18 protein-coding genes and 2 pseudogenes are annotated in these 23,261 nt (G+C 45.0%); 12 read left to right on the top strand and 8 right to left on the bottom strand.

The annotated features are described in order from the left end of the window. Nucleotides 1-69: 69 nt before the first annotated feature. Nucleotides 70-3,087 carry a hypothetical protein gene (locus FYJ45_RS14880; protein ID WP_154465357.1) on the bottom strand — a complete coding sequence of 1,006 codons (3,018 nt, stop codon included), beginning with the start codon at nucleotides 3,085-3,087 and terminating at the stop codon, nucleotides 70-72. A 495-nt stretch (nucleotides 3,088-3,582) separates the two neighbouring features. Here FYJ45_RS14880 and FYJ45_RS14885 point away from each other — a divergent pair, with 495 nt between their 5' ends. Genes FYJ45_RS14885 through FYJ45_RS14895 form a run of 3 tightly spaced genes read left to right on the top strand, consistent with a single transcriptional unit; the run spans nucleotide 3,583 to nucleotide 5,564 of the window. Further along, complete coding sequence (locus tag FYJ45_RS14885) at nucleotides 3,583-4,014, top strand: MGH1-like glycoside hydrolase domain-containing protein (protein WP_207708425.1); 432 nt, start codon at nucleotides 3,583-3,585, stop codon at nucleotides 4,012-4,014. Beyond that, nucleotides 4,008-4,211 carry a hypothetical protein gene (locus FYJ45_RS14890; protein ID WP_154465359.1) on the top strand — a complete coding sequence of 68 codons (204 nt, stop codon included), beginning with the start codon at nucleotides 4,008-4,010 and terminating at the stop codon, nucleotides 4,209-4,211. Before FYJ45_RS14885 ends, FYJ45_RS14890 begins: the two co-directional genes overlap by 7 nt. After that, nucleotides 4,212-5,564: a GH1 family beta-glucosidase gene (locus FYJ45_RS14895; protein ID WP_154465360.1), complete on the top strand. Its 1,353-nt coding sequence runs from the start codon at nucleotides 4,212-4,214 to the stop codon at nucleotides 5,562-5,564. It begins immediately after the preceding gene. A 38-nt stretch (nucleotides 5,565-5,602) separates the two neighbouring features. Here the strand turns inward: FYJ45_RS14895 and FYJ45_RS14900 are convergent, their stop codons facing one another. Beyond that, nucleotides 5,603-7,804: a helix-turn-helix domain-containing protein gene (locus FYJ45_RS14900; protein WP_154465361.1), complete on the bottom strand. Its 2,202-nt coding sequence runs from the start codon at nucleotides 7,802-7,804 to the stop codon at nucleotides 5,603-5,605. A 400-nt stretch (nucleotides 7,805-8,204) separates the two neighbouring features. On the opposite strand from FYJ45_RS14900, the gene FYJ45_RS14905 reads away from it, so the two are divergent. The 7 genes from FYJ45_RS14905 (at nucleotide 8,205) to FYJ45_RS33180 (ending at nucleotide 17,224) form a co-directional block, all read left to right on the top strand. Then, nucleotides 8,205-9,833: a type 2 periplasmic-binding domain-containing protein gene (locus FYJ45_RS14905; protein ID WP_154465362.1), complete on the top strand. Its 1,629-nt coding sequence runs from the start codon at nucleotides 8,205-8,207 to the stop codon at nucleotides 9,831-9,833. A gap of 80 nt (nucleotides 9,834-9,913) precedes the next feature. Further along, a complete protein-coding gene (locus FYJ45_RS14910; RefSeq protein ID WP_276892454.1) occupies nucleotides 9,914-10,897 on the top strand; it encodes an ABC transporter permease in 984 nt (327 codons plus the stop codon). A 14-nt stretch (nucleotides 10,898-10,911) separates the two neighbouring features. Next, the gene (locus FYJ45_RS14915; RefSeq protein ID WP_154465363.1) at nucleotides 10,912-11,826 is read left to right on the top strand and encodes a carbohydrate ABC transporter permease; all 915 of its coding nucleotides are present in this window, start codon (nucleotides 10,912-10,914) and stop codon (nucleotides 11,824-11,826) included. 37 nt (nucleotides 11,827-11,863) lie between these two features. After that, on the top strand, nucleotides 11,864-12,553 hold the full coding sequence (locus FYJ45_RS14920) for a family 43 glycosylhydrolase (protein ID WP_154465364.1): 690 nt from the start codon (nucleotides 11,864-11,866) through the stop codon (nucleotides 12,551-12,553). 153 nt (nucleotides 12,554-12,706) lie between these two features. Then, a complete protein-coding gene (locus tag FYJ45_RS14925; RefSeq protein ID WP_207708426.1) occupies nucleotides 12,707-14,446 on the top strand; it encodes an alpha-L-rhamnosidase-related protein in 1,740 nt (579 codons plus the stop codon). Between the two features lies 1 nt (nucleotide 14,447). Continuing rightward, the gene (locus FYJ45_RS14930; protein WP_154465365.1) at nucleotides 14,448-16,931 is read left to right on the top strand and encodes an alpha-L-rhamnosidase-related protein; all 2,484 of its coding nucleotides are present in this window, start codon (nucleotides 14,448-14,450) and stop codon (nucleotides 16,929-16,931) included. A 116-nt stretch (nucleotides 16,932-17,047) separates the two neighbouring features. Beyond that, nucleotides 17,048-17,224 carry a glycosyl hydrolase 2 galactose-binding domain-containing protein gene (locus FYJ45_RS33180; RefSeq protein ID WP_408609501.1) on the top strand — a complete coding sequence of 59 codons (177 nt, stop codon included), beginning with the start codon at nucleotides 17,048-17,050 and terminating at the stop codon, nucleotides 17,222-17,224. A gap of 736 nt (nucleotides 17,225-17,960) precedes the next feature. Here FYJ45_RS33180 and FYJ45_RS14940 read toward each other — a convergent pair. After that, nucleotides 17,961-18,254, bottom strand: a pseudogene (locus tag FYJ45_RS14940) (type IV toxin-antitoxin system AbiEi family antitoxin domain-containing protein); the annotation flags it as partial. A gap of 51 nt (nucleotides 18,255-18,305) precedes the next feature. On the opposite strand from FYJ45_RS14940, the gene FYJ45_RS14945 reads away from it, so the two are divergent. Together FYJ45_RS14945 and FYJ45_RS14950 are read left to right on the top strand one after the other, a co-directional pair. Further along, the gene (locus tag FYJ45_RS14945; RefSeq protein WP_276892468.1) at nucleotides 18,306-18,689 is read left to right on the top strand and encodes a type II toxin-antitoxin system death-on-curing family toxin; all 384 of its coding nucleotides are present in this window, start codon (nucleotides 18,306-18,308) and stop codon (nucleotides 18,687-18,689) included. Nucleotides 18,690-18,874: 185 nt separating this feature from the next. Continuing rightward, nucleotides 18,875-19,135 (top strand): type II toxin-antitoxin system RelB/DinJ family antitoxin, encoded by a 261-nt coding sequence (locus tag FYJ45_RS14950; protein WP_130433416.1) that lies wholly within the window; start codon nucleotides 18,875-18,877, stop codon nucleotides 19,133-19,135. An 87-nt stretch (nucleotides 19,136-19,222) separates the two neighbouring features. On the opposite strand, the gene FYJ45_RS14955 is transcribed toward FYJ45_RS14950, so the two are convergent. From FYJ45_RS14955 to FYJ45_RS14975, 5 genes and pseudogenes are all read right to left on the bottom strand, one after another. Beyond that, nucleotides 19,223-19,471, bottom strand: a complete 249-nt coding sequence (locus FYJ45_RS14955; protein WP_154465367.1) for a hypothetical protein — start codon at nucleotides 19,469-19,471, stop codon at nucleotides 19,223-19,225. A gap of 111 nt (nucleotides 19,472-19,582) precedes the next feature. Continuing rightward, nucleotides 19,583-21,107 (bottom strand): annotated as a pseudogene (locus tag FYJ45_RS32710) (VirB4 family type IV secretion system protein); the annotation flags it as partial. A 19-nt stretch (nucleotides 21,108-21,126) separates the two neighbouring features. Continuing rightward, nucleotides 21,127-21,498 carry a hypothetical protein gene (locus tag FYJ45_RS14965; protein WP_154465368.1) on the bottom strand — a complete coding sequence of 124 codons (372 nt, stop codon included), beginning with the start codon at nucleotides 21,496-21,498 and terminating at the stop codon, nucleotides 21,127-21,129. 152 nt (nucleotides 21,499-21,650) lie between these two features. After that, nucleotides 21,651-22,094 carry a hypothetical protein gene (locus tag FYJ45_RS14970; RefSeq protein WP_195841824.1) on the bottom strand — a complete coding sequence of 148 codons (444 nt, stop codon included), beginning with the start codon at nucleotides 22,092-22,094 and terminating at the stop codon, nucleotides 21,651-21,653. A gap of 35 nt (nucleotides 22,095-22,129) precedes the next feature. Further along, nucleotides 22,130-22,525: a fimbrial protein gene (locus FYJ45_RS14975; protein ID WP_154465369.1), complete on the bottom strand. Its 396-nt coding sequence runs from the start codon at nucleotides 22,523-22,525 to the stop codon at nucleotides 22,130-22,132. Between the last annotated feature and the right edge of the window lie 736 nt (nucleotides 22,526-23,261).

The raw sequence follows: 23,261 nt of genomic DNA on the forward strand, positions 1-23,261 counted from the left end.
GATAGAAAACTTTTTCCCCTGAAAACGCGGCAGGTGTATTATGTAAGAAGGAGAAGGAACAAAAATGTCTCAGAAAAGGATTTCGGGTTTTTGAAGTAGACCCTGTTCATATAATGTGAAGCCGGGATTCCAATCATTTCCTTCCGTGAGGAAGTTCATTGGTGAGTAGGCATAGGCGTACTTTTCTGTTTGGTGCAGGGGGCCGAAGGTATTGCGGCGGGTGAGGACAACCTGAATGCCGTACAGGCCGGGTACGCAGGCTCTATGAGGCGGAAAGGCGATAATGGCCTCCTTGTCTCCGGTCAGCTTCAGAAGGGCGCCTCCAAAGTCTGCAGCGGTTACGGTGCAGGGGGTGTTTTCCAAGCCCTCTAAGCGGTAGGTAAGGCTGCCGGAGTAGAAAGGAAAGCCTTGGGGGGTGATGTCACCGATGGAGATGGTCTCAGGCAGCGCAGTGAGGTCGGGACCGCTGTTTTGGAGCTGTACGCCGAAGGTCCCCAGAAGGTAGACTGATTCTATTCCGCAGGTGCTGTAGTAGTCCATCGATAGGGTGATAGTGTTGGCACCGGGGATCAGGTATTCATCCGGTATGGCAAGGGTGTCAAAACAGATATCTATCCATTTACCGTTGCTTTTAAGGGAAATTTCCCGGCCGTTTATGAGGATTTGACGGATATGCTCTAGATCCTCCAGGGCAAGGGAGATTCCTTCAGGCAGGGCTGAAATTCTAAACTGATAGGTCAGGGTGATGGTATCACAAAGGCGGGAGTTTCCTCCTTTGTATTTTATCTGGTACCAGGGCTGGAGCATTTCTCCCCCGCGGTAAGGAAGCTGCAGATGATCACGCAGAGCCCGATCCGCTTTAAGGACTTCCATGGCGGGCAGATGGAGACCGCCTGTGTCAGAGACCGTTACCATATCCAGGACGCAGATGTTTGGCTCGGACAGGATATAACGGAAGGTATCAGGGAGAGAAAAGGTTCTGGTTTCCCGGAAAACTTCCTGTTTAGGAAGAACCCGTTTCCTGGAGGGGATGCGGTAGAGACGTTCTCCGCCGGCTTCAAGGTCAATGGTAAGATGTATTTTGCCATCTTCCAGACGATAATCAGGTGACATTATTTCTCCGGTCCGGGGATCCCATTGCTCCAGGTATTTTCCCTGTCCCAGGCAAATAGCGGCGTTGTTGTAGCCTTTTTCCCGATCTGTATTCAGGATCATGACCATCCGTTCTCCTTCTGACTGAAAGGATCGGGCAAATATCAAATTGGCATCCTGTGCTTCGATATGGATCTCCCGGCCGTTTGCACAGGCTTTGACCAGGGCTTTTTCTTCCAGTGGAATTGCTGTGCAAAGGGGGGCGAAGCGTTTAATGTCTTGGGAGGGCAGTACGTCCAAACAGGCAGGGGGGCTGCCTGCAAATATCACAGTACCGCCCTGTGCTTTGAAATCGCGCAGAAGCTGCAGTGTGCTGCTTCGCAGTGTATCCAAACCGGCTATCAGTACTTTTTTGTAGGCACAGCTTCCTATGAGGAGAGTTCCGTTATCCGTCCGGCCATGACGGGCCATAATATCCTCTTCACCATAGTCAAAGTCAATGTGATTTTCGGTGAGCATATGGAAGACCGCGGCGTATTGCTCTTCCAGGCGCTGGATTTCAGGATCTGTTCCGGTCAGGCCTTCAAAAGCACCGCTGTAAGCTCGTGCCCATACGCTTTCAATAGGACTGATTACAAGGAGCTCAGCATCTGCTTTTGCTCCGTACAGAGCGGCATTGATTCTGGAAAAATAGTCCTCCACATAATGATATTCGGGATACCAGGCTGACTGATGCAGGATGCTGGCGGGATAATCCCGTTTTCCCTCGCCCTTCATAGTGTACCAGGACAGATGAGGGCAGCGGAGATTAACGCCGAACAGCGCCTGCCAGTCTCCAATATTTTTATAGGACTCAAAATTCATCTGCCAGCCGGTACAGCCATAAAGCTCGGAAAGCACCTTTGTTTTATCCAGTTGTCTTGCAACGGAATCCACCTGTTTGGCTATCCAGTAGCATTTGTTGCCCTCGGCAAGCAAATCCATACCAGGATAGTCCATATATTCATAGAAACGCATAAGTGAGCCCTGCATGATAGCCTGGCAGCAGAGGGAATCCTCATGTAGTACGTGACCGGTGAAAATAAATTGGTTCTCTCTGCACCAGTCGGAAATCGGCTTGGCGAAGCATTCCAGAAACAGCTGCTGTGTGAGTTCGAAATAGTCTCTTGTGACTTTGGAAAGTTCCTTTTCTTTTCTGCGCAGGAATAGTTCGGGGAGATTGTCGGACAGGCTGTAGCCGAAGCGCTTTTCAAACTCTTCAAAAAGGCCGGGGGTATAGGGAACTGCATTTTCCTCTCCTTCCGCAAAATTGGTGAAAACGCCTCCGCGGTGGGGTTCATCCGTAAAAATTCCCTGAATTTCTGTACCCAGCCTGTCACCGCAGTTTTTCCGATATTTTTCATGGGTACTTTCGATGTATTTGTCAATGGCTTCCCGGTTCATGGTATTCACGTAGCAGAAGCCATTATAATTGTCATTGCAGGCGGAATAACGGGTGCGAAATTCCAGTACAGTTTCTTCCTCCTGTGGGACATCTCCTTCATAAAGCCTCCGTTTACCGGTAAAAATACCGTCTCTGATGCGGCAGGCGAAGACGGCGGCCGTATCGGTGGTGCGTAGGAAATCATTCCATTCCCCGGAGGAAAACTGATTCATTTCCAGGAACATGGCCCGGTACTGCGGCTCCTTAGTCACCATACCGCCGGCGCTTCCAGAGGGCCAGCGGTCTTCGTCGTAAAGCCAGGTTTCCATCCCTTTTTTGCTGCCGTATTCCGCACAGCTGTTTATCAGATGAAACCAGTCCTCTCCCAGGTATTCTGTTTCCAGTCCGGTCCGGGAATGCATGAAAAAACCGCCGAAGCCCATTTCCTTCATAATATCGATCTGACGTTTCAGTTCTTTTTCTTCTAATTTCCCATTCCAGGACCAGAATGGTTTTCCACGGAATTCCCGGGATGGTTTTTGAAATAATTTTTGTCGTTGTGCGAGCTTCATGCTGTCTCCTCCTTATTTTGCAGAGTAAAATGCAAACTCTATACGTACAGATAATTTTACTCCATATAGATTTCGCTCTGACGCTTATCGGAGCCTGGCTGAAGTCAGAACGTTTGTTACTGTTATTATAAAAATAATGAGGGTAGTACACAAGGAACAAATCTCAGCAATAAAATATGAAAAATGTACGGTAAAAATCAAGGGAATGGACAGGGTACAGTTTTTCCGCAGGACATATAAAAAATTGTTGCTTGTGGACTTTCGGGAAACTATTTAAAATAATGGTTGTGAATGTGATTTGTTGTATGCCTGACGGCTGGGGGATGTGTAATTATTTAGTCAGAGCAAAGCAGTCACTGTAAAGGAACCAAATAGCCGAACATGAAGAGCTGCGGCATAAATTGAGAGGGAAGGAAATCAGATGGAAAAGAAAACAAAGTTGGTACTAAAAATGGAGCAGATTGCAGCGGCATCTTTAACATGGGAAAAAGGAAAGTGGTAAACGAACTTATGCAGAAAGGAATTCAGAAAAATGAACATACAGGAATTCCATATTTTACCGGTTATTCTTATACTACCTTAGTCTGGCGATCAGATTATGATGAAGGGATGGATCTTAATACTTATCTTTATCAGGAATGTCTGGCGTATTCAACAATCTGTGAATATCGGAAAGATTCCGCAAGAGCAAAGGAATATAAAAAAATGGCGGAAATGCGTAAAGAAGCAGTTTTGTCAATGTGGGATCAGGAGGATGGTTTCTTTTATGATCGGGATGAACGAGATGATAGTATTATTCGGGTAAAGTCAGTGAGCGGACTTCTGCCGATGTGGGCGGGAATTGCCTCCACTAATCAGGTGCGAAGACTTATGAAGGAGCATGTCATGAATCCATCCGAATTTTGGAGAGGGTTTCCTATGTGGTAATGCAGGGAATGGAAAGGTATGGCTATAAAAAAGAAGGGCTTGCCATTGCGGAAAATTCCGCAAAGCTGGTGGAAAAATCCGGCAACAGAGAATATTATGTGACTGAAAGCGGTGATGGCTGCGGCGAAAAGGTATTCTGGGGCTGGACGCTGCTGGCCTATTTCATGGTTCAGGAAATTATACAGGGAGGTATATGAATGGGCAAAATCAGGTTTCCAAAAGATTTTATGTTTGGTGTCGCAACCAGTGCGGCACAGCTGGAGGGCGCGGCAAGGGAAGATGGTAGAGGTTTATCAATCTGGGATGCGTTCTCCACAATTCCCGGAAATATCGGGGATGGCTCCACGCCGGAGATCGCCTGTGATATGTATCACAGATACGAAGAAGATTTGGATCTGGCCCGTCGGATGAACCTGGATACCTTTCGCTTTTCTTTTTCCTGGTCAAGGATACTGCCGGAGGGAAAAGGTAAAGTTAATCAGAAGGGGATTGATTATTACAAAAGATTGATCGATGCTATGTGGAAAAGAGATATTGTACCGAATGCTTCCATATATCATTGGGATTTACCCTATGAGCTGGAGCGTCAGGGCGGCTGGCTGAACAGGGAGATAGTGGACTGGTATGGGGAATATGCAACATTGTTGTTTAGGGAATTTGGGGATTCGGTACCGTTTTGGGCTACCATAAATGAACCCATTGCCACATATGTGGGTTATGCACAGGGCGGCTTTGCTCCTGGCTATAAGCTTGAGAAGTATGGCAGACAGGCCAATCACCATATTCTTCTGGCGCATGGAGAAGGCGTCAGCAGGTTCCGGCAGGAAAATCTGAAGGATAGCATGGTGGGAATTGTAATTGACATATGGCAGCATTTTCCACTTCGGCCCGATAATCAGGCTGATTGTGAAAAAGCATGTATGGAAAATGAAAAAACTTTCCACTCTTATTTGAATCCCATATTTAAAGGCTGCTATCGAAGTGAATTGCTATCTTATATGGAAGCGGGTAACTGTATGCCAATTATAATGTCCGGGGATATGGAGAAAATACATCAGCCAATAGATTTTTTTGGACTTAACTGCTATAACCGGGTACTGGACTGTTCAGAACAGGGAGTTATGCCGGAAAGAAAGCAGAACGGCGGTAATTTCATGGAGAATGGAACCGAATATTATCCCAGAGCAGTTTATGAAGCCATAGAAATGCTGCGTAAGGAATATGAAGTAGATATTCCGATTTATATTACTGAGAACGGTACCTATAACTGTAATGAGGCAGTTACTGCGGATAACAGAATCCACGATACACAGAGAACGGAGTATATCAGAGGTTTTCTGTACTGGATTTCAAAGGCCATCCAGGAAGGCGCAGATATCAGAGGCTATTATGTGTGGTCTCTGCTTGATAACTGGGAATGGTGTGCCGGGCATAATATGCGATATGGCTTAGTACACGTGGATTTTGATACACAGAAACGGATTCCCAAGGACAGTGCAAAATGGTATGCGGCTGTTGCAGGTACGAAGGAAATGGACTGGAACGAATAGGAAGGAGAGGGGGATAGTTAAAAATCTCCCTCTCCTTCCTATTCTTTTCCCTCACGGAAAGCAGAGGGAGTCATTCCGATTTCCTGCTTGAACTTCCTGCGGAAACTGGATACATTGATATATCCCACACTTGCGCTGATTTGCTCAATGGACATATCCGTGTGAAGCAACAGATCCTCTGCCTTTTTAAGGCGCATATCCCAAAGATAATCGGAAAAATTTCGGTTAAATTTTTTCTTGAAAAGATAACTCATATAAGCAATGCTGATCTGAAATTTGTCCGCCAGTGTTGAGATGGAAAAATCAGGAGAGGCGAACTCTTCTTGCAGTATCTCCTGTATCCGGCAAGCATGTATGGCGGAATTTTCATACTCTGATTCAAAAATTATCAGTAACTCATCCATATTCCGTGATATTTCTTCCTTTTTTTCCTCATAAGGACAGCTTCGGCACAGGTAAAGCGTTTCAAAATATAGCTCATTGTAGTTCTTAAAGCGGATATTCATCCGGTTCATAGAGTTAATGATGACGGTAAGAATATCAATTAGTACACAATGGATAAAAAAATCAGGAAAAAGGCTTCCGTTATCAGCCGCTCCGTTTATCTGTTCGAAAAGCTCCTCCTTCAATTTGTGGGCCGTAAGGAAATCACAGGTTTTCAGGGAGAACGCAAGAGCATCCAGATTTCTGTAGGGATAAGCCATGCTGGGACCTGAGGGTATCGAATCGGCGATATCCGGGTAATAAATGACAGGATCATCTGTGCTGTATTTGTCCGCCAGCATGACATTTTCATAAAGAGATGGTATCTCAAGAGGAGAGGAGGCTGCATTGCTGACTGCGGCGCGGCAGCCTGTATCCTGGCAGTAATCGGACATCAGAAGGCAGACAACCTCGTCTTTGTTCCTTTCGATACCTGGGTAATTAATCATAAATACACCAAATCCCCTGCCTGCCTCCAGAAGTGCGCAGGAATTTTCATCCGGCAGCGAATTGTCCAGAAAATCCATAACCTCTTCGGGAACGAATATTTTTTTCTGGGGGGAGGTAATTTTAAGTATAAAAATTTTATTATCAGGCTCGTCGCTGAAAAACTGGTCAATATTTAAAAACCTGTTAATTTCCGCATTATTGTTGTCTGACACAATGGAATCCAGAATGGATTTCTGCATGGAAACCCTGTATTTGTCCAGTTTGTTCTGTAATACCTTGTTTTCAGATATTGCAGTGTTAAATGCATCATCAATTTGTTCCACATAGCTGCGGCCGGGCTGAGGCTTGTCAACCATCCGTGTCAGCAGCTGGTGGAGCGGCCAGTAGGTCAGGCGCATGGAAAACAGTATAAGAATTACCCCAAAGGAGGCGAGCAGCACCAGAATCAGGTAGGTATTGCGGAAAGCAAGATTTACCTGAGCCAGTATAGCTTTGTTTGAGGATAGTGCTACAAGACTCAGCCCACCGGGAATCCCGGAATACAGGAACATGGTTTCTTCCCCGTTTAGCTTGTGGGGTCCCGGTTCTGTTTCCATAGAATCCAGATAAGGAAGAAGCGCTTCTTTATTTATCCCGGACACAAGCTGATGTTCCGGTGTCATAAGGCATATAGATTCAATTCCGGTAAAGACACTGGATTCGAGTACGGACATAAGCTCATTAGCGCTGATAACGTAAAAAATAGAGTAGTTTTCATTATTGCTGTTATAAGGAAGATAAATCAGAAGACCAGATGTCTTGTCGGACAGATAGACAAGCTGACCGCTGTTGGAGTCGGTGTATTCATGTATAGGGAAAGGAAGATAATGGGTGCCTGTGTAGATATAATAAATTCCCTCCTTTTCATAAACGTGCTTTCCGGAAGAAAAAATAGATCCCCTTCTATAATCCGCATAAACAATGGTATCAATAAAGCTGTTGCTCACTGTATATTCACTCATTCGCTGCGCCGCTTGATAACCGTACCAGTCCTCATTTTTATAGCGGAAAAGAACAAGATTGATATCCCTGGTCAGCATAGACTGAACCTGATTGACACCAATCAGATTATTTTCAAGCTGTTCCATTATAGTATTGAGACGCTTATCAGTCTGCTCATTCAAATTCTTAAAGTAAATATTGTTCAGCTGAATGCGCACAGCAAAAAAGAAACCCAGGAACAGCATACTTAAAATAATAAAATAAGATAAAAAATACTTGATGAGCGTAATATTTTTATCTGTATATAGCCTGGTATACCTTTTCATAATTTCTCCTTTACTCAACAGGAAACATATGGCTATTGTATAATAAATCAGCAGGGAAAGCAATCTGTTTAGCCATATCTGTGAGGGGATGGCGAGATACAAATATCAAAAAAAGATATTTAATTATTGTATTCTATCCATAAAAAAGCCGTGAATGTGGAAATTCTGGAAATAAGGCCTGCGTGCAAAATTCAAAAGGCAGCAAAGGAATCTTGTTTCTTGTAGAATACAATTGAAGATATTTATAATTAAGCCATGCTTACGGAGGAGAGGCGCCTCTTTAGTAAGTCCGTGATTTGTACATAAAAAATGCACATCAGATATCAGATATGCAGTAGGATGAGAGGTACAGGACGGTATGTAATTTTGTATATCAAAATTGAAAGTAGGAGGTTACAGTATGAAAATGAAAAAGCTTACAGCGCTGCTGTGTGTGGCAGCCATGACGGTTTCGCTTGCAGCATGCGGAGGAACAAAGGATACGGCGGCAAACACCGATACATCAGGGAGCAGCAAAGATGAGACAACGGTGGAGGGGGATGGGACACAGACTTCCGCGGAAGCTTCCGGTGAGAGGATTACTTTCCCGCTGGCAGAGACAAAGGAATATAGTGTATTTGCCATAATGAATCAGGATTATGACTTAAAAGATAATATTACAATGCAGACCGTACTTGAGAATGCCAATCTGCAATTTGATTTCCAGTCTGTTATGGGAGCGGATCTGCAGGAAAAGAGAAATCTTGTCTTGGCTTCCGGGGAATATCCGGATATGTTTTTTAAATGTGGTTTTGCATCCACTGATTTGGACAAATATGGAAAACAGGGACTTTTTCTTCCTTTAGAAGATTTGATAAAGCAGTATGCCCCGAATCTTACCGCAAAGATGGATGAGATGAACGGATGGGACTATATTACCTCCGGCGACGGACATATTTATTCCCTGCCGGGCATTGAAAGACAGAACGGCGCTGTTACTACTTATTGGGTTAATAAAAAGTGGATGGATAATCTGGGTCTTCAGGAACCGAAGAGTTTGGATGAACTGTATAACGTATTAAAAGCCTTTAAGGAACAGGATGCTAACGGCAACGGGGATCCCAATGATGAGATTCCTTTAACTGCAACAGATGTTGTTAAGCCCGATCTGCTGCTGCCCTATTTTAGTATTAATTATGACTATACCACAAAAACTGCGGTGATTGACGGTGAATTGGCCTATGTGCCGGTAACGGATATCTTTAAGGAATATGTGGCCTACATAGCCAAGTTGTATCAGGAAGGGCTGCTGGACAAAAATGCCTTTACCCAGAAACACGAGCAGCAAGGAGCTATCGGCCAGTCCGCCGATGTACTGGGAACCTTCTTTGATGCAGGTGCATTCCTGACGGTAGGCAGAGACAATGATGATGATTATATCGCGCTGACCCCTTTTGAAGATGGCAAATATCCTCTTTCCACAGGAATTATACCAGGTGCTATGGTGCTTACAGATAAATGCCCGAATCCGGAAATTCTGATTGCCTGGGCGGATCAGTTCTATACGGAGGAAGGCGGTATCCTGACATGGCTGGGTATCGAAGGAAAGACCTGGCAGAAGGGTGCGGATGGGAACTGGGAATGGATCGTGGGTCAAGGCTACGGCGATGATATTGCAACAGTCCGTTCGAGCAGTACCATTCAGGGAGCAGCTTATCATCCTTCCATCCAGCCGGATTTCTGGTTTGACAATATGTCTGCAGAGGTGGATCCCGATGAAGTTTATCTGAATGGGGAAAGAGCCAAGGTTGCGGCAAAGGGGAGCGTACCGCTGCCGATGATGCGTTACAGTGATTCAGATGCAAAGACAATAGCAACTCTTAAAACGGATATTGATGCTTATATAGATCAGTATGTGGCACAGGTAGCTACCGGTGAACTGGTGCTTGAAGACAGCTGGGATGAATTTGTTGCCACCGTTGAAAATATGGGCGGCGCTCAGCTGGCAGAAATTTATAAGAACGCATACAACGAAGCTGTCGGTAAGTAAATATAACATATATGAAAAAGCGAGGGCCGCTGCGGGATGCTGTAGCGGCCCTGTAAATAACAGGAGAAGGAGGAATTGAAGTGGCGGTAAAAACAGAAAAAGAAGTGTCTGCACGTCAGAAAAAAACGGGAACGGCATTGAGAAAGACAGAAAGCCTGCCCGTACGTCTGCTGAAGGATATGAAGAAAAACTGGATTCTCTATGTCATGATACTGCCTGTGGTTATATACTATATTATTTTTGCATATACGCCGATTTACGGTGTTCAGCTGGCATTTAAGGATTATGTGGTTAAAAAAGGGATCTGGGGAAGTCCCTGGATCGGTATGGAGAATTTTACGAGATTTTTCAGCAGTTATAATTTTGGCCTGCTTATGAAAAATACACTTGGAATTAGTATTTACACTATTCTGGTAGGGTTTCCTATTCCTATCGTTTTTGCTTTGATGCTTAATTATCTGAAGAATAAACACCTGAAAAAAACGGTGCAGATGGTTTCTTATGCGCCTTATTTTATTTCAACCGTTGTTATGTGTGGTATGATTGTTATTTTTCTGAATCCCGATACAGGAATTTTTAATACGATCAGAAGCTTTTTCGGATTGGAAAGTATAGATTTTCTGGGGAAACCGGAATTGTTTAAAACAATTTTTGTGTGGACTGGTGTCTGGCAGTCGATGGGCTGGAGCTCCATCATCTATATATCGGCACTGTCTGGTGTTGATTATCAGCTTCATGAAGCCGCAATTGTGGATGGGGCAAGCAAACTGCAGAGAATCATTCATGTGGATCTTCCATCCATTAAGCCGACAATTATTATGCTTTTGATTCTCCAGATGGGCTCTCTGATGAGTGTAGGCTTTGAAAAGGTGTTCCTTCTGCAAAATACCCTGAATAAGCAGGCCGCATCGGTTATTTCTACTTATGTATATGAGGTTGGCCTGATAAACAGCGATTATGGTTATTCTACTGCGATTAACCTTTTTAATTCTGTAATCAATGTGATTCTGCTTGTCTCTGCCAATCAAATCTGTAAAAAAGTTACCGAAGAAAGCCTGTTTTAGAAAGGAAAAATGATATGGGAAAGAAAGTAAAGAGTGTGAAAGAAAAACGTTCCTATTCGGATAAGATTTTTGATCTGGTTAACGTTTTGGTCATGATAGTCCTTGTTGTAATTTTCCTATGGCCCCTTTGGTTTGTAGTGATAGCCTCTCTTAGCAATCCCAATGAGGTATGGAACGGGAATGTTATCCTTTTTCCGAAAGGTTTTACCCTGATGGCGTATGAGGCCGTAGCGGAATATAAAATGATCTGGTCGGGCTATAAAAATACTATAATATATACAGTTGTAGGTACGCTTATCAATCTTATAATGACAATATGCGCTGCCTATCCGCTGTCAAGAAAGGATTTTGTACCACGCAACTTCTTTATGTTTGCGTTTATGCTCACCATGTATTTCAGCGGAGGACTGATTCCCACCTACCTGGTGGTCGGTAAAATGCACCTTTTGAATACGCCCTGGGCCATGATGATACCGGGTGCGGTTTCTATATATAATGTAATCATTATGAGAACCTATTTTGTAAACAGCATCCCTTCCAGTCTCCAGGAGGCCGCCGAGTTGGACGGGGCCAATACCTTCCAGTTCCTGGTCAAAATTGTGCTGCCTCTGTCCAAGCCGATACTGGCCGTCATTGGACTGTACTACGCCGTAGGTCACTGGAATGACTTCTTTAATGCCCTGATTTACCTGAATGACAAGGAACTGATGCCGCTGCAGTCCTTTCTGCGGGATCTGCTGATGACCAATAAAATGAGCCTGACCAACATGCAGGGACTGGATGCGGCACAGGCGGAAGCCAAGATGCAGCTTTCCCAGACCTTAAAATACAGTGCAATTATTGTATCAACAGTCCCGGTGCTGTGTATTTATCCTTTTATTCAGAAATATTTCGTAAAAGGTGTTATGATTGGATCTGTAAAGGGTTAAGCGTTTTTTTATTTGTTAGAAAACGGGAGGATATAAAATGAATCCGATTTTACCATTAAAGCATTTTGTGCCGGACGGGGAAGCGAGACAGATGCCGGATGGCAGGCTGTATCGGTATGGCTCATATGATATCAGCGGAGAGACGGCCTATTGCAGTGACAGGCTCCACGTATTTTCTACCGGGGATATGATGGAATGGAAGGATCATGGGGTGGTGCTGTGTATTGAGGATATCCCGTGGGCCGCAAAGGGAAGTATGTTGTATGCACCTGACTGTGTGTATAAAGACGGAAAATATTATCTGTATTTTTGTATGAATAACGCACAGGAAGGGGTAGCGGTGTCTGATACGCCTTGTGGGCCTTTTCAGGATCCGGTTCCCGTAATGTATGCGAACGGTGACAGCATTGATCCTGCGGTGCTTGTGGATGACGACGGGCAGGTTTATTATTTCTGGGGACAGTTTCATCTGAGAGGAGCCAGGATGAAGAAAGATATGAGAACCCTGGATATGGAAACCTGCCGATCCTGTGTTCTGGATGAAAAGAACCATGGCTTCCATGAAGGCGCCTGCATCAGGAAATGCCGGGGCAAATACTATTTGCTTTATACGGATACCTCCAGAGGAAGAGCCACTTGCCTTTCCTATGCGGTTTCAGACAGACCGCTGGGCCCCTATAGAAAGGGAGGCATGTACGGGACCGATACCTGCTCCCGGCTGGGATGAATTCAGAAGCTTCAGCTGTCCTGTGAAACCGGTGACGGGAGTGAAGACACTGTTTCTTGTATTTGCATCGGATATTCCGGGGAGTCGGGTGATGGATGTAAAAGACATAAGCTTTTCATAAAAATCGGCGGCAGAAAAGGAGGGGCGTTCAGGATGAACAAAAAAAAGACAGATAAAAAGCAGACAGTATGTAAGGATATCTTCCGTATTATGTCTCCGGAAATGGCGGAGTCGATTAGGAAGGACTGCAGGAGCCGGGCCTATCTGCTTCCGCAGAGAATTGTGTGGAAGCAGGGAAATGTGGAAAATGAGCAGGTATTGCTTGAAGAGAGGGAACTTCAGATTTCCCTGGAAGCAGCCAGGCCCTGTATTTTGAGAAGCGGCAGGGAAAAGGCGGCTGTACTGCTGGATTTCGGTTGTGAGCTTCATGGAGGGATCCGGATTCTGGCATGGGGAGACAGTACCGGAAGAGGCGCAAAAGTAAGAATAAGATTCGGGGAATCCGTTATGGAGGCGATGAGTGAACCGGGCGGTATGCTGAATGCAACCAACGATCATGCCAGACGGGATATCATGACGGAAATCGGCATGATGAGCATGAACCAGATCGGAGAAACCGGCTTCCGCTTCGTTCGGATTGATTTGGAGGAACCGGAGGCGGAGTTGTCCTTAAAATCCGTTATGGCGGCGGCAGTTTATAAGGATGTCCCTTATCTGGGCAGTTTTTCGTGCAGCGATGCGCTGCTTAGCCGGATTTGGGATGTGGGCGCTTATACGGTCCATCTGAATATGCAGGAATATCTCTGGGATGGGATTAAGAGGGATCGACTGGTCTGGATTGGCGATATGCATCCTGAAACAGCCACAGTCCGGACTGTTTTCGGAGAGGATTCTTCTGTGGAAAAAAGCCTTGATTTTATTAGGAAGGAAACCCCGCTTCCCGGATGGATTAACGGTATGGCAAGCTATTCCATGTGGTATGCCATTATTGTGTACGACTGGTTCCTGTATACCGGAAAGAGAGAGTTTCTGGAAAAGCAGAAGGCATACCTGAAAGGGATTTTTGTGCAGCTTTCTGAGCATATTGATGAAAATGGAAAGGATACGGTAACGCAGGGCCGTTTTCTGGATTGGCCGTCCAACGATAAGCCGGTGGTGATTGATGCGGGGGTACAGGCTATCCATTATCTTGCAGTGAAAAGTCTCCGGGAAATTTTCAGGCTGCTGGGGGAGGAGCTGCTTGCGGAAAAATGTGAGGAAGATATGAAGCGCCTGGAAAAATACGATACGGATTATCAGGACTCTAAACAGGCGGCGGCTCTTTTGGTGCTGGCAGGGCTGAAGGATGCTGGGGAGGTCAATGAAAGGCTGCTTGGGAAAGGCGGTGCGAAAGGAATGTCCACATTTATGGGGTATTATATCCTGACAGCAAAGGCCATGGCTGGGGACTATGAAGGCTGCCTGTCCGATATCAGGGATTACTGGGGCGGAATGCTTGCGCTGGGAGCCACCACCTTCTGGGAGGATTTTGACATTGACTGGATGAAGAATGCAGCGCCTATTGACAGGCTTGCAGGGGAAGGAGAGGTTGATGTCCACGGTAATTACGGCGGTTACTGTTACCAGGGATACCGGCATAGCCTGTGCCATGGCTGGGCTTCCGGGGTAACGCCGTGGCTGACGGAAAATGTGCTGGGCGTGAAAATATTGGAGCCGGGCTGCCGGAAACTGAGCATTACACCTCATCTGGGCAGCTTATCCTGGGCAAAGGGAACTTTTCCCACCCCGCTGGGTATCGTCCGTATTTCTCATAAGAAAAAAAAGGATGGAAGCATTGAAACCAAGGTAACAGCACCTGCAGGTGTGGCTGTAATCACCGGGGAGGATAAGTGAGATGGAAGAAATTTTCCAGAAGGCAAGAGCAGTGTTTGTTCCGGGGCTTTCAGACCGAAAGAATACGTTTGCAGCTTTCCGTTGTGACTTTGTTGCTGAGGAAGGAAAACATTATCAGCTTATCCTGGCAGCGCATTCTTTTTACCGGGTTTTCCTGAATGGTTCTTTCCTGGGATTTGGTCCGGCACCTGCGCCGTTCGGACAGCTGAAGGCCGATCGGTATTTTCTTGAGACTGCCGAAGGGATTAACCGGATTGCCATAGAGATTATCGGCTATGTCCCGGAAGAAAACAATTTCCTGACACATGAAAATTCCTGTTTGCTGGCTGAGGTGGTATGTGAAGGCGGCGTGCTGTGCTCGACCGGAGACGGGAGCTTCAGCTGCGGTGCACTTTCTTATAAAAATAATCAGATGGAGACACTGTCCTTCGGGCGGCGTGTACCGGTAGAATCCTATATCCTGGATGAGAATTATACGGCATGGCGCACGGGGACGCTGGAGAACGCTTTGCCCTGCGAGTTGATCGGTGAAAAAAGGTTAATCCGGGAACGGGAGGTTCTGATGCCGGACTTCGACCTTATAACGGATCTGAAAATGACAGGGATTTTCGGCATGAAGGAAAAGAAAGTGGATATCAGGCCGGAAAGCTGGTGGGAAACCCCGGCCTATATTGAGCGCAGCGGCGGGAAGAAGATGTGCCGTCCGGCCTATGAATGTGCGTTGCTGGAGGATGGGGTCTATGAAGGCCGGATCCGGGAAACAAGGAAAAAAGACGGGAAACACTGCTATGAGCTTTCGGAATTTGCAGGAGCAGCAGCTTTGGAATTTGTTATGCGTGATGCTGAAACCGGTTTGATCGGAATTTCCTTTTCATCTACAGAGCCGGTAACTGTGGACATTATGTGGAACGACTATCTGGATGAATCGGGGCAGCTTCCGGTAAAGGCAGACAGCGTGAACAGGGTGATCCGTCTGCATACGGAAGGAGGCAGTTTTTCCTTTGAATCGATAGAGCCTCATTATATAAAATATATTAAGGTGATTTTCCATGGCGGCGGAAGCGTGGCACTGGAGGAGCTTTATGTACGGGTATACCGTTTCCCGGATATGGGAGAAGCGGAATTTGTGTGCAGCGACATGGACATCAACCGTATTTATGAAGGCGCGAAAAGGACCTTGCTCACCAATTCCCTGGCCTTTTTCCTGGATTCTCCGGAGCGTGAGAGGGGAGGCTGGGCAGGTGACAGCTATTGGACGGGCCGCGCAGCGGCTATGCTGCTATCGGATACGACACTGGAAAAAGCCATGCTGAAAGATTTCCTTGCGGCGGATTATTCGCCCATGCTTGAAGGCTCCTTTCCCGCCTGCTGCAGCGGCGGACCAAAAAACGATCCGGTGATGATGTATTCCTGGAATCTTTTCGTACTTCTGGAGCTGACGGATTATTATGGAAGAACCTGCGACGAGGAAATGAAGGAGGCCTATCGGGAGCGGGTGAACCTGTTTATGGAGGCTTCCGAGGCTTTAAAAAATGAATTGGGGCTGTTGGAAAATATACCAGGTTCCATGTTTGTTGATTGGTCTTCTTCCAATGACCCTGACCATACGCAGCCTATTTGTACGGCGGCAAATGCGCTTTATGCCTTGGCCGCGGAGCGACTGGGGAAACTGTATGACAGAAAGGATTTTTCTGAGAGCAGCATCCGGATACGCGTTCAGCTTCGCAGTGTATATGAAAAGGTAAAGGGAAGTAAGCAGGAGCTTTTTACTATGTATCCTTTTTTGGCGGATTCTTTGTCACTTAGGGAGGGAGAGCTTTGCAAAAACGGTGTTTACAGCGAAGCGGCCCAGTATTATTATTTTTGGACAAATCTGCTGACAAAAAATGATGCGGAGGCACTTTTTACTATACTGAAGGAACAGTTCGGCCCGGTGCCTGAAAAATATCGGGGAACGGCCCATTTGCGCATAGGCAGCTGCGGTGTGTTCTTTGGTTATATGATGCGGTTTGAGCTGCTTGCCCGGTATGGGGAAATAAGACTGCTTGAAAAGGAGCTGAAGGAACTTTGCAGTTATATGCTGGATAGAGATCCAGGAACCTTTTGGGAAACCTTAAGCGGGACGGATAGCCGTAATCATGGTTTTGGCTCTTATTATGGCGTATTTGCGGTACGGGATTTTCTTGGATTAGGTATCCCGGACCGTACGGAAAGGAAAATCCGGTTTGCGCCCGGAATTGGGAGCCTGAAATGGGCAAAGGGCAGTATTTTAACGGCGGATGGCCGCATATGCGCTTCCTTCAGCCGGGAAGAGGACAAGCTTAGACTTTGCATGAGCGCGCCGGAAGGATACCGGATAGAGGTGGAAATACCGAAGGAATACTGTTTTTATGAAGAAATGCGGGTGAATGGCAGGACGGAGAGCCTCCGCAGGTACTTTACGGAAGGGAATATCGTGTCGGTGGAACTTGGATATACCTCGTAGAGAGCATATATTGAGGAAACAAATGGATTTAAACGGCTGGTAGAAACTTCAGGAGGAGAGGATAGGAAAAGTCTGAGCCTGAAGGGGAGTGTGCCAAGCCCTATAAGAAATACGAAATAATCTTTGACCAGCCGGAACGGCTGTTTATCCGGAGGATGACCTGTATCTTTTACTGGGATTGGGGTAATCGGTTTGTGACAGCCGGAAGCTGGCGGCCAGTGATATCTGTAGTGCGCAGTATACCAACGGCAGAGGGGAGATACTGGATCAGCTCGAAGCACACTTCTGAGTAAGAACGGAGGTTAGATTATATATGCAGAAATGGGTTTTGCATCAATGACGATGAAATTTACTGGTGGAATCCAAAATAAGAGCAGATGATATACAAGATACAGCTGACTTAAGAAATGGAAGAGTTTGCTCTGCTCTGCCACAAAACCCCAAATTTCAACAGGTATGAAAAGATAAAGTTTTGGCAATATGAGGATTCTCCTTTTAATGACGTAAGCAGCCGTTTTATTTTTCCATTTGATTTTTCACCTCCGTAATGGTAATAAAAAAACGCAGGATAGAATTTCTACCTGCGTTTTTGGGATGTTTATAATTTATCACGATACAATTTTATGACCTATATTAGAATCTGAAGGTGAATTGTGCTCGTAATGCTCATTTTCTACACACAAGCAACGCACGATTATTCATCTCTTTACAACTTTCGCGCTCCGTCATTTAGTCATACAATAGCCGTATAATCTCAAATTGCTCGTCCGTCATTCCATTTACAATGCCTGAAGTAATAAAAAGTTCGTACTCAGATTTTTATACAAATATATTCGGTGCAAAATGGGATTATATTATGGACGAAAAAAAATAATTTGGAGAAAATTTCACACGAAGTTTATGCTACAGCGGATACATGGACAGACGCGATGTTTTTAATCCATCTTCGTTGTGAACAGGCAGTGTTTTCTCATGAGTCTGCTCTGTATTTTCATGATTTGACAGACCGTGAGCCGTCACCATACTCCATTACTGTTGCCTTAAAATTTTTTCCACATGAAACATAGCTGCATACTGCATCAATGTCCTCAAATTCTTATCTTTACGATGGACATATTGTTTAAGGGCACTTTGGAATGTTTGAATTTCAATGATGTTTATGCTTCGGATGAGATCGCAAATTGTACGCTCCATATCATAAACAGGTACAGAATGTCCAAATGGAGTCTGGGCGGTAGTAATTCCAATACCATGCAACTCCAGTTTTACAATATAAACTTGAATCCCATCTTTTTTTAATTTGGATGGATTATATCCCGTCCTTGAGGAAAATCTGGAAGCATTTCAGGAGTTAGCAAAATAATAAATCTTACGATAGATGAAATCACTTATTTACATGAAAAATTGATTCAAAAGACTGGAGATATATCTGGTATAAGGGACATAGGAATGTTAGAATCGGCAGTTTATAGTGCTAAGCAGTCTTTTGGTGATGAAGAGGTTTACCCAATCCCTATAGAAAGAGCTGCTAGATTAGCGTATTATGTTATAACGAATCATCTATTTATGGACGGAAATAAACGTACAGGGATGTCGGTTATGCTTATGACATTAAAACTAAATCATATAGAAATAGAATATACCCAACAAGAATTGATTTGTCTGGGTTTATCAGTAGCAGATAGAAGCAATGGATATGGGGTGATTTTAAAGTGGATAATAGTACAGCAGATGTATATAATTTTGTCGTGGCCTTGACATAAGGTTGTCAAGTATCGAGATGATAAAATTTGCAAAAATATTTAATTTGGCATAATTTGCTAAGGTGAAGATTAGGAATTGTGCATGATTTAATAATAAGTGCATATATTATTGTAAAGCGATGCGTTTACTTTTGCTTTACAACATGATAAACTAAAAGAACAAAGAAGGCGGTGACCTTTATGGCACAGACAATGGTCAATTTCCGCATGGACGAAGATTTGAAAAAAGGTATGGAACAGGCTTGTAAAGAAATGGGACTTTCAATGACAACTGCCTTCACCATGTTTGCTACCAAAGTTAGCAGGGAAAAAAGAATACCATTTGAGGTTTCAGTTGATCCGTTCTATTCTGAGAGCAATATGAATTATTTGCGTTCAATTGTCGCTGATATTGAATCTGGGAAAGCCAAACTGGTAGAGCACGATTTGATAGAGGAATGAGCGGATGAGACTACTTTGGGAAGAAAAAGCATGGAATGAATATTGTAAGTGTCACTTACCGTGTGGTAGGTGATTTCCGGCAGAAAGTCAAGCAATACCCAGAAGGCTGACAGGATATCCTGATTTGGAGAACAATCCTTTGTTAAAAGGACCAGTCACTCCTCCCGTAGTAGAACCAGGGCCCGTCTTATGCAGCCGCTCAAGCAGAGCCATTACTTTTTCGCAGGGAAGCTCCGGAAAAAGACGGGAAAGCTGACGGCAGGAGAGTGCCTGATACATAGAGATAATGCGGTTGATTTCCGCCAGGTGGTTATGCTGCTGTTTTTTTAACTGCATGGAAACCTCCTTTGTAATAGAAGAAACTATGTTGTTTATAAAAAATACATAAGATTACGTAGCGTTTTTTCTTACAGAATCCAATACGTAATACTGCGTATTCTATAAGTATTAAACCACCTCCGATGCCGTCTGCCGCTGTTTTTCCCGTTCCAGGATTTTCTTTAATTCCAGGCGGTCAGTGGTAATTAATTCTTTTTCCAGGTCGGAGGCTTTAAATTCCACGGTTACGTTATTGTTGTTTGTGGATATCAAACCATTTCCCCGTTCGAAATGTGTAATCGCCATGGTTTCTGCTTCCGACAGATGCAGGATGGACTGCACACGCATGGCCTCTTCATCCTCCAGGTTCAGGATTATCTTAGTTTTGGAGTTATTGATGATTCCTTTTCCGTATTTCCCATCTTCCAGCGAGAAGAAATCATTGAGGTCCTGTGTGGCGCAGATAGCGGAACCTCCATAGCCGCGGATTATTTTGAATATTTCCAGCACAAACTCAGCGGCTAATCGGTTGGAGGAAGCGCCGATTAGCTGCCAGGTTTCATCAATAAATATCGCTTTTTCCACGGTACGGTCTTCTTTGGCTTTGTCCCATACATAATCCAGGGCAACAAACATCCCTACGGTCAGCAGGTCACCGGTCAGTTCCGAAATGTCCAGAACCGTGTATTTGTTATCCAGGTTTACATTTGTCTGCTGATTGAAGGTGGAAGCGGAGCCATGCACCAGCCGGTTCATGATGTTGGCAAGCCGGCGGGTATCGGGATTTTCCTTTAAAATATGGTAGACATCCTCCAGGATAGGCATTTCCCGATACCTGTCAGGGTGTTTGGAATCAATGAGGCTTTCATTGTTATGGGTAATTCCCTTCTGGTTATAGGTTTGGATCAGTGCCTCGTCTAAAAGCTGTCTTTCTTCATGGTTCATATCCGGAATCAGGAGAGAAAAGAAGATGTGCAGCCGCTGTATTTTAGCTGCCAGCTCGGATTTTTCTGTCTGGGGGCCGTCTAACAGGTCATTGGCGGCGGAATCTGCCTTGCGGATTTCCATAACATTGATACAGTTTTGGAAGCGGGAGAAATCTGAATAAACTCTCCGCCGATATTGCTGCAGGCCCGATGGAATTCGTGCCCTCTTTTCTGCCGGCATTGAGATACTGTCCGGTCACCTCATTAATGCGAATGCTTAACGGCTTTAATGCACTGCTTTTCCGATTTAGGATCGTATAGAATACTTCAACCGTCATCTCATTATCGTTATCCGGAATTACAAGTTCATTTCCGCATTGCTGGAGATAGGTCTTAGCGGTCTGAACTGCGGTTGTCAGCACAGAGAGGGCTTCCTTTTCCTCCTTTCCCCTGGCAGGGTTAAATGGGTCGTATTCAAAGATAATAAAAAAACGCCTGGTAATGGCTTCCTTTGAGCCAATACGGCGTATCAGGTCTTCATAGTCTTTCTGCAGGGCCAAACAGCGTTCGTCTTTTTCCGACCGCATTTCTTCTCGGATGGTTTCCAGGTGCCTGTTAATATCAGCACGTCTGGTCAGCACCTTAAACTGCAGCTTTACCGGGCTGATTTTCAGGTAGCTTACAAAGGAATAGATAATGCTCCTTTGTTCACGGGCGCTGCGCAGCAGGAAGTTAATCGGGATTACCTCAATAATTTTTACATAACGGCGGTCCCTGGTATAAACGAGAAGCGCAGAACTGAGAGATGATCAGAGTACTTTCAATAATAATCTTATCTATGAAGCTGTCTGTAATACTGTATTCTTCATTTTCTCCAAGTCTCTGCGCTTCCAGCTCAATTTCATCAATAAGCGCATCGTGTTTGTTACGCAGAATTGTTTCTATTTCGATTTCTGTTTCTTTTATGTTTTCAGTAATCAGGGTATTGTCATTCATTACTTTTGAAGATGCATTATCGAGTCCCTGATTACTGAATATCAATGATGGAAGTAAAAGGATAGGGAGAATAAAAAGAAACAGGCACACAGCAATCATAAGAATAGCCTGCGTTTTTCCCATAATCCAACCACAATCATACCATATGGTCCGGCCGATGCCCCTCGTGCAGCATTGGCAATGGTCCTTCCTGTTTTTACTGCCCCTTTTACTGCATTTGCAGCTGATGCAGCCTGGGAAAGGGGACTGTGTCTGTTATCCTGTTCTTCAGACATTTATATGCGGTCCATTCTTTTCGGTGGATTGGGCAGCTTTTGTACGATATTTTCGTGATAAGCAATTTTCCCTTCTCCGGTCATATAAGGGGTACGTTCTACAGTATCAGCAGCATACCGCCGGTACCAGGTCGCCTGATCGGCTGTCTGGATGGTTTCGTAATTTCCATCCGGAGGCATATACTGCTCAGTATGATACATGCCAAATGCCGTTCCATTAGGGTATCGGGCAGAAGTTTCTGTACCCATAATCCGTCCGCCGCCGATTTCCACGCTGCTAAAGACCGGGGCATCAGCGACACCGGCCTGTCCCATATATGAGGTTAAAGCGAAGGCAGCCTGGGAACCCTGCATGGTGCCCGTATAATTAATGCTTCCCTGGGCAACCAGCCCGTTCATAATCTGTTCGGCGATCCATTCCACGATGCCGTCAAGAATTCCCATGCATGACACCTTCTTTTCTTTGCTTCAGCGAATCATTACCCATTCCATTTACCATCATTGAAGAAGGGAGTGACGTAAGCGAGGATGAATCCCAGGCCGTTTAAAATCACCCAGGTAATGATGATACGCTTGAGCCATGCCCTTGACTCATCTACGGTCCTGCCGGTTTTAGAGAAGTTCATCAGGAGCAATGCCACGGATGCTGTGACAATAGCGGCGATGGTGGATATTCCTACAATTTTTCCGTAGATGTCCTTCATAATATCTTCGGCCTTGGTCCACATATCGGCAGCAAGGATTTGGTTGGTTTGCAGGGCAAAGAAATAGAGGATTGCGGCGGTGCCTATGATAAGCTGGGCATAGGGAATAGAACGCTTTTTTCTGTGGGAGCGGGCCTCCTGTGGATTATTGCTTTTTGTTCTTCGTTTCAATGTATACCTCCTGTGAACTGTGAAATAAGATTTAAAATAAGCCGGTAATCACGGAGGACTACCGGCTGTTACAGAAAATATGGGGAATGATAAAAAAATAACACCTGCAGACGGCAGATGTTATGGTAAAAGGGGATTCTTTTGTGGGTACAGCTTTAAGCATGACCATTATAGCATAGGGAAAATGACCTGTAAATCGCATTACAGTGCCAGTTATTTCACTTTTCATGCCATTTTGCTATCATTCGGTTTTTCCTACCGGAACAAACGCCTACAACGAATACAACAGACCGTCACAGGGGCGGCAGATGACATTCGCTGGCAGAGTATGATAAGCACGGCCACGGTAATCTGCGTACCAATCGGGTACTCTCCAAATTTCAGGAGTTCTTAGACACCTTCGGTATCCACCCTGGCGGTGACATGTATTTCATGCTGGTGGACCGGATTAAGATCTGGTAAAAAATCTTTGGGCAAGGCAGAAAGCATACATAATTTAAGCTTTTGTCCAATAGGAAGGATTTAAAATTCTTCAGAAACAATCCTGTACCGGTTCAAGGCCGGTTGACAGTATAAATAGGAAAAAGGGACTCTTTTTTCCTATTTTACTTGAACCAAATCGCACATGCTGTGCAATAGCCTTTCTTATCTTTTCTCTGCACCGTTGCCACGGTGCTCTTTTTCTTTTACAATAGCCTTATCCTTATGAAAGGAAAAACCCTACGGATGAGTGCTT

It is taken from the genome of Eisenbergiella porci (genome assembly GCF_009696275.1).
GTDB lineage: Bacteria > Bacillota > Clostridia > Lachnospirales > Lachnospiraceae > Eisenbergiella > Eisenbergiella porci.

What these genes read in the sequence shown, in the direction of transcription:
- FYJ45_RS14920 (WP_154465364.1), top strand. Translation starts at nt 11,864, where the DNA reads ATGAATCCGATTTTACCATTAAAGCATTTTGTGCCGGACGGGGAAGCG.
- FYJ45_RS14915 (WP_154465363.1), top strand. Translation starts at nt 10,912, where the DNA reads ATGGGAAAGAAAGTAAAGAGTGTGAAAGAAAAACGTTCCTATTCGGAT.
- FYJ45_RS14895 (WP_154465360.1), top strand. Translation starts at nt 4,212, where the DNA reads ATGGGCAAAATCAGGTTTCCAAAAGATTTTATGTTTGGTGTCGCAACC.
- FYJ45_RS14950 (WP_130433416.1), top strand. Translation starts at nt 18,875, where the DNA reads ATGGCACAGACAATGGTCAATTTCCGCATGGACGAAGATTTGAAAAAA.
- FYJ45_RS14880 (WP_154465357.1), bottom strand. Translation starts at nt 3,087, where the DNA reads ATGAAGCTCGCACAACGACAAAAATTATTTCAAAAACCATCCCGGGAA.
- FYJ45_RS14905 (WP_154465362.1), top strand. Translation starts at nt 8,205, where the DNA reads ATGAAAATGAAAAAGCTTACAGCGCTGCTGTGTGTGGCAGCCATGACG.
- FYJ45_RS14900 (WP_154465361.1), bottom strand. Translation starts at nt 7,804, where the DNA reads ATGAAAAGGTATACCAGGCTATATACAGATAAAAATATTACGCTCATC.
- FYJ45_RS14965 (WP_154465368.1), bottom strand. Translation starts at nt 21,498, where the DNA reads ATGGGAAAAACGCAGGCTATTCTTATGATTGCTGTGTGCCTGTTTCTT.
- FYJ45_RS14970 (WP_195841824.1), bottom strand. Translation starts at nt 22,094, where the DNA reads ATGGGAATTCTTGACGGCATCGTGGAATGGATCGCCGAACAGATTATG.
- FYJ45_RS14925 (WP_207708426.1), top strand. Translation starts at nt 12,707, where the DNA reads ATGAACAAAAAAAAGACAGATAAAAAGCAGACAGTATGTAAGGATATC.
- FYJ45_RS14955 (WP_154465367.1), bottom strand. Translation starts at nt 19,471, where the DNA reads ATGCAGTTAAAAAAACAGCAGCATAACCACCTGGCGGAAATCAACCGC.
- FYJ45_RS14930 (WP_154465365.1), top strand. Translation starts at nt 14,448, where the DNA reads ATGGAAGAAATTTTCCAGAAGGCAAGAGCAGTGTTTGTTCCGGGGCTT.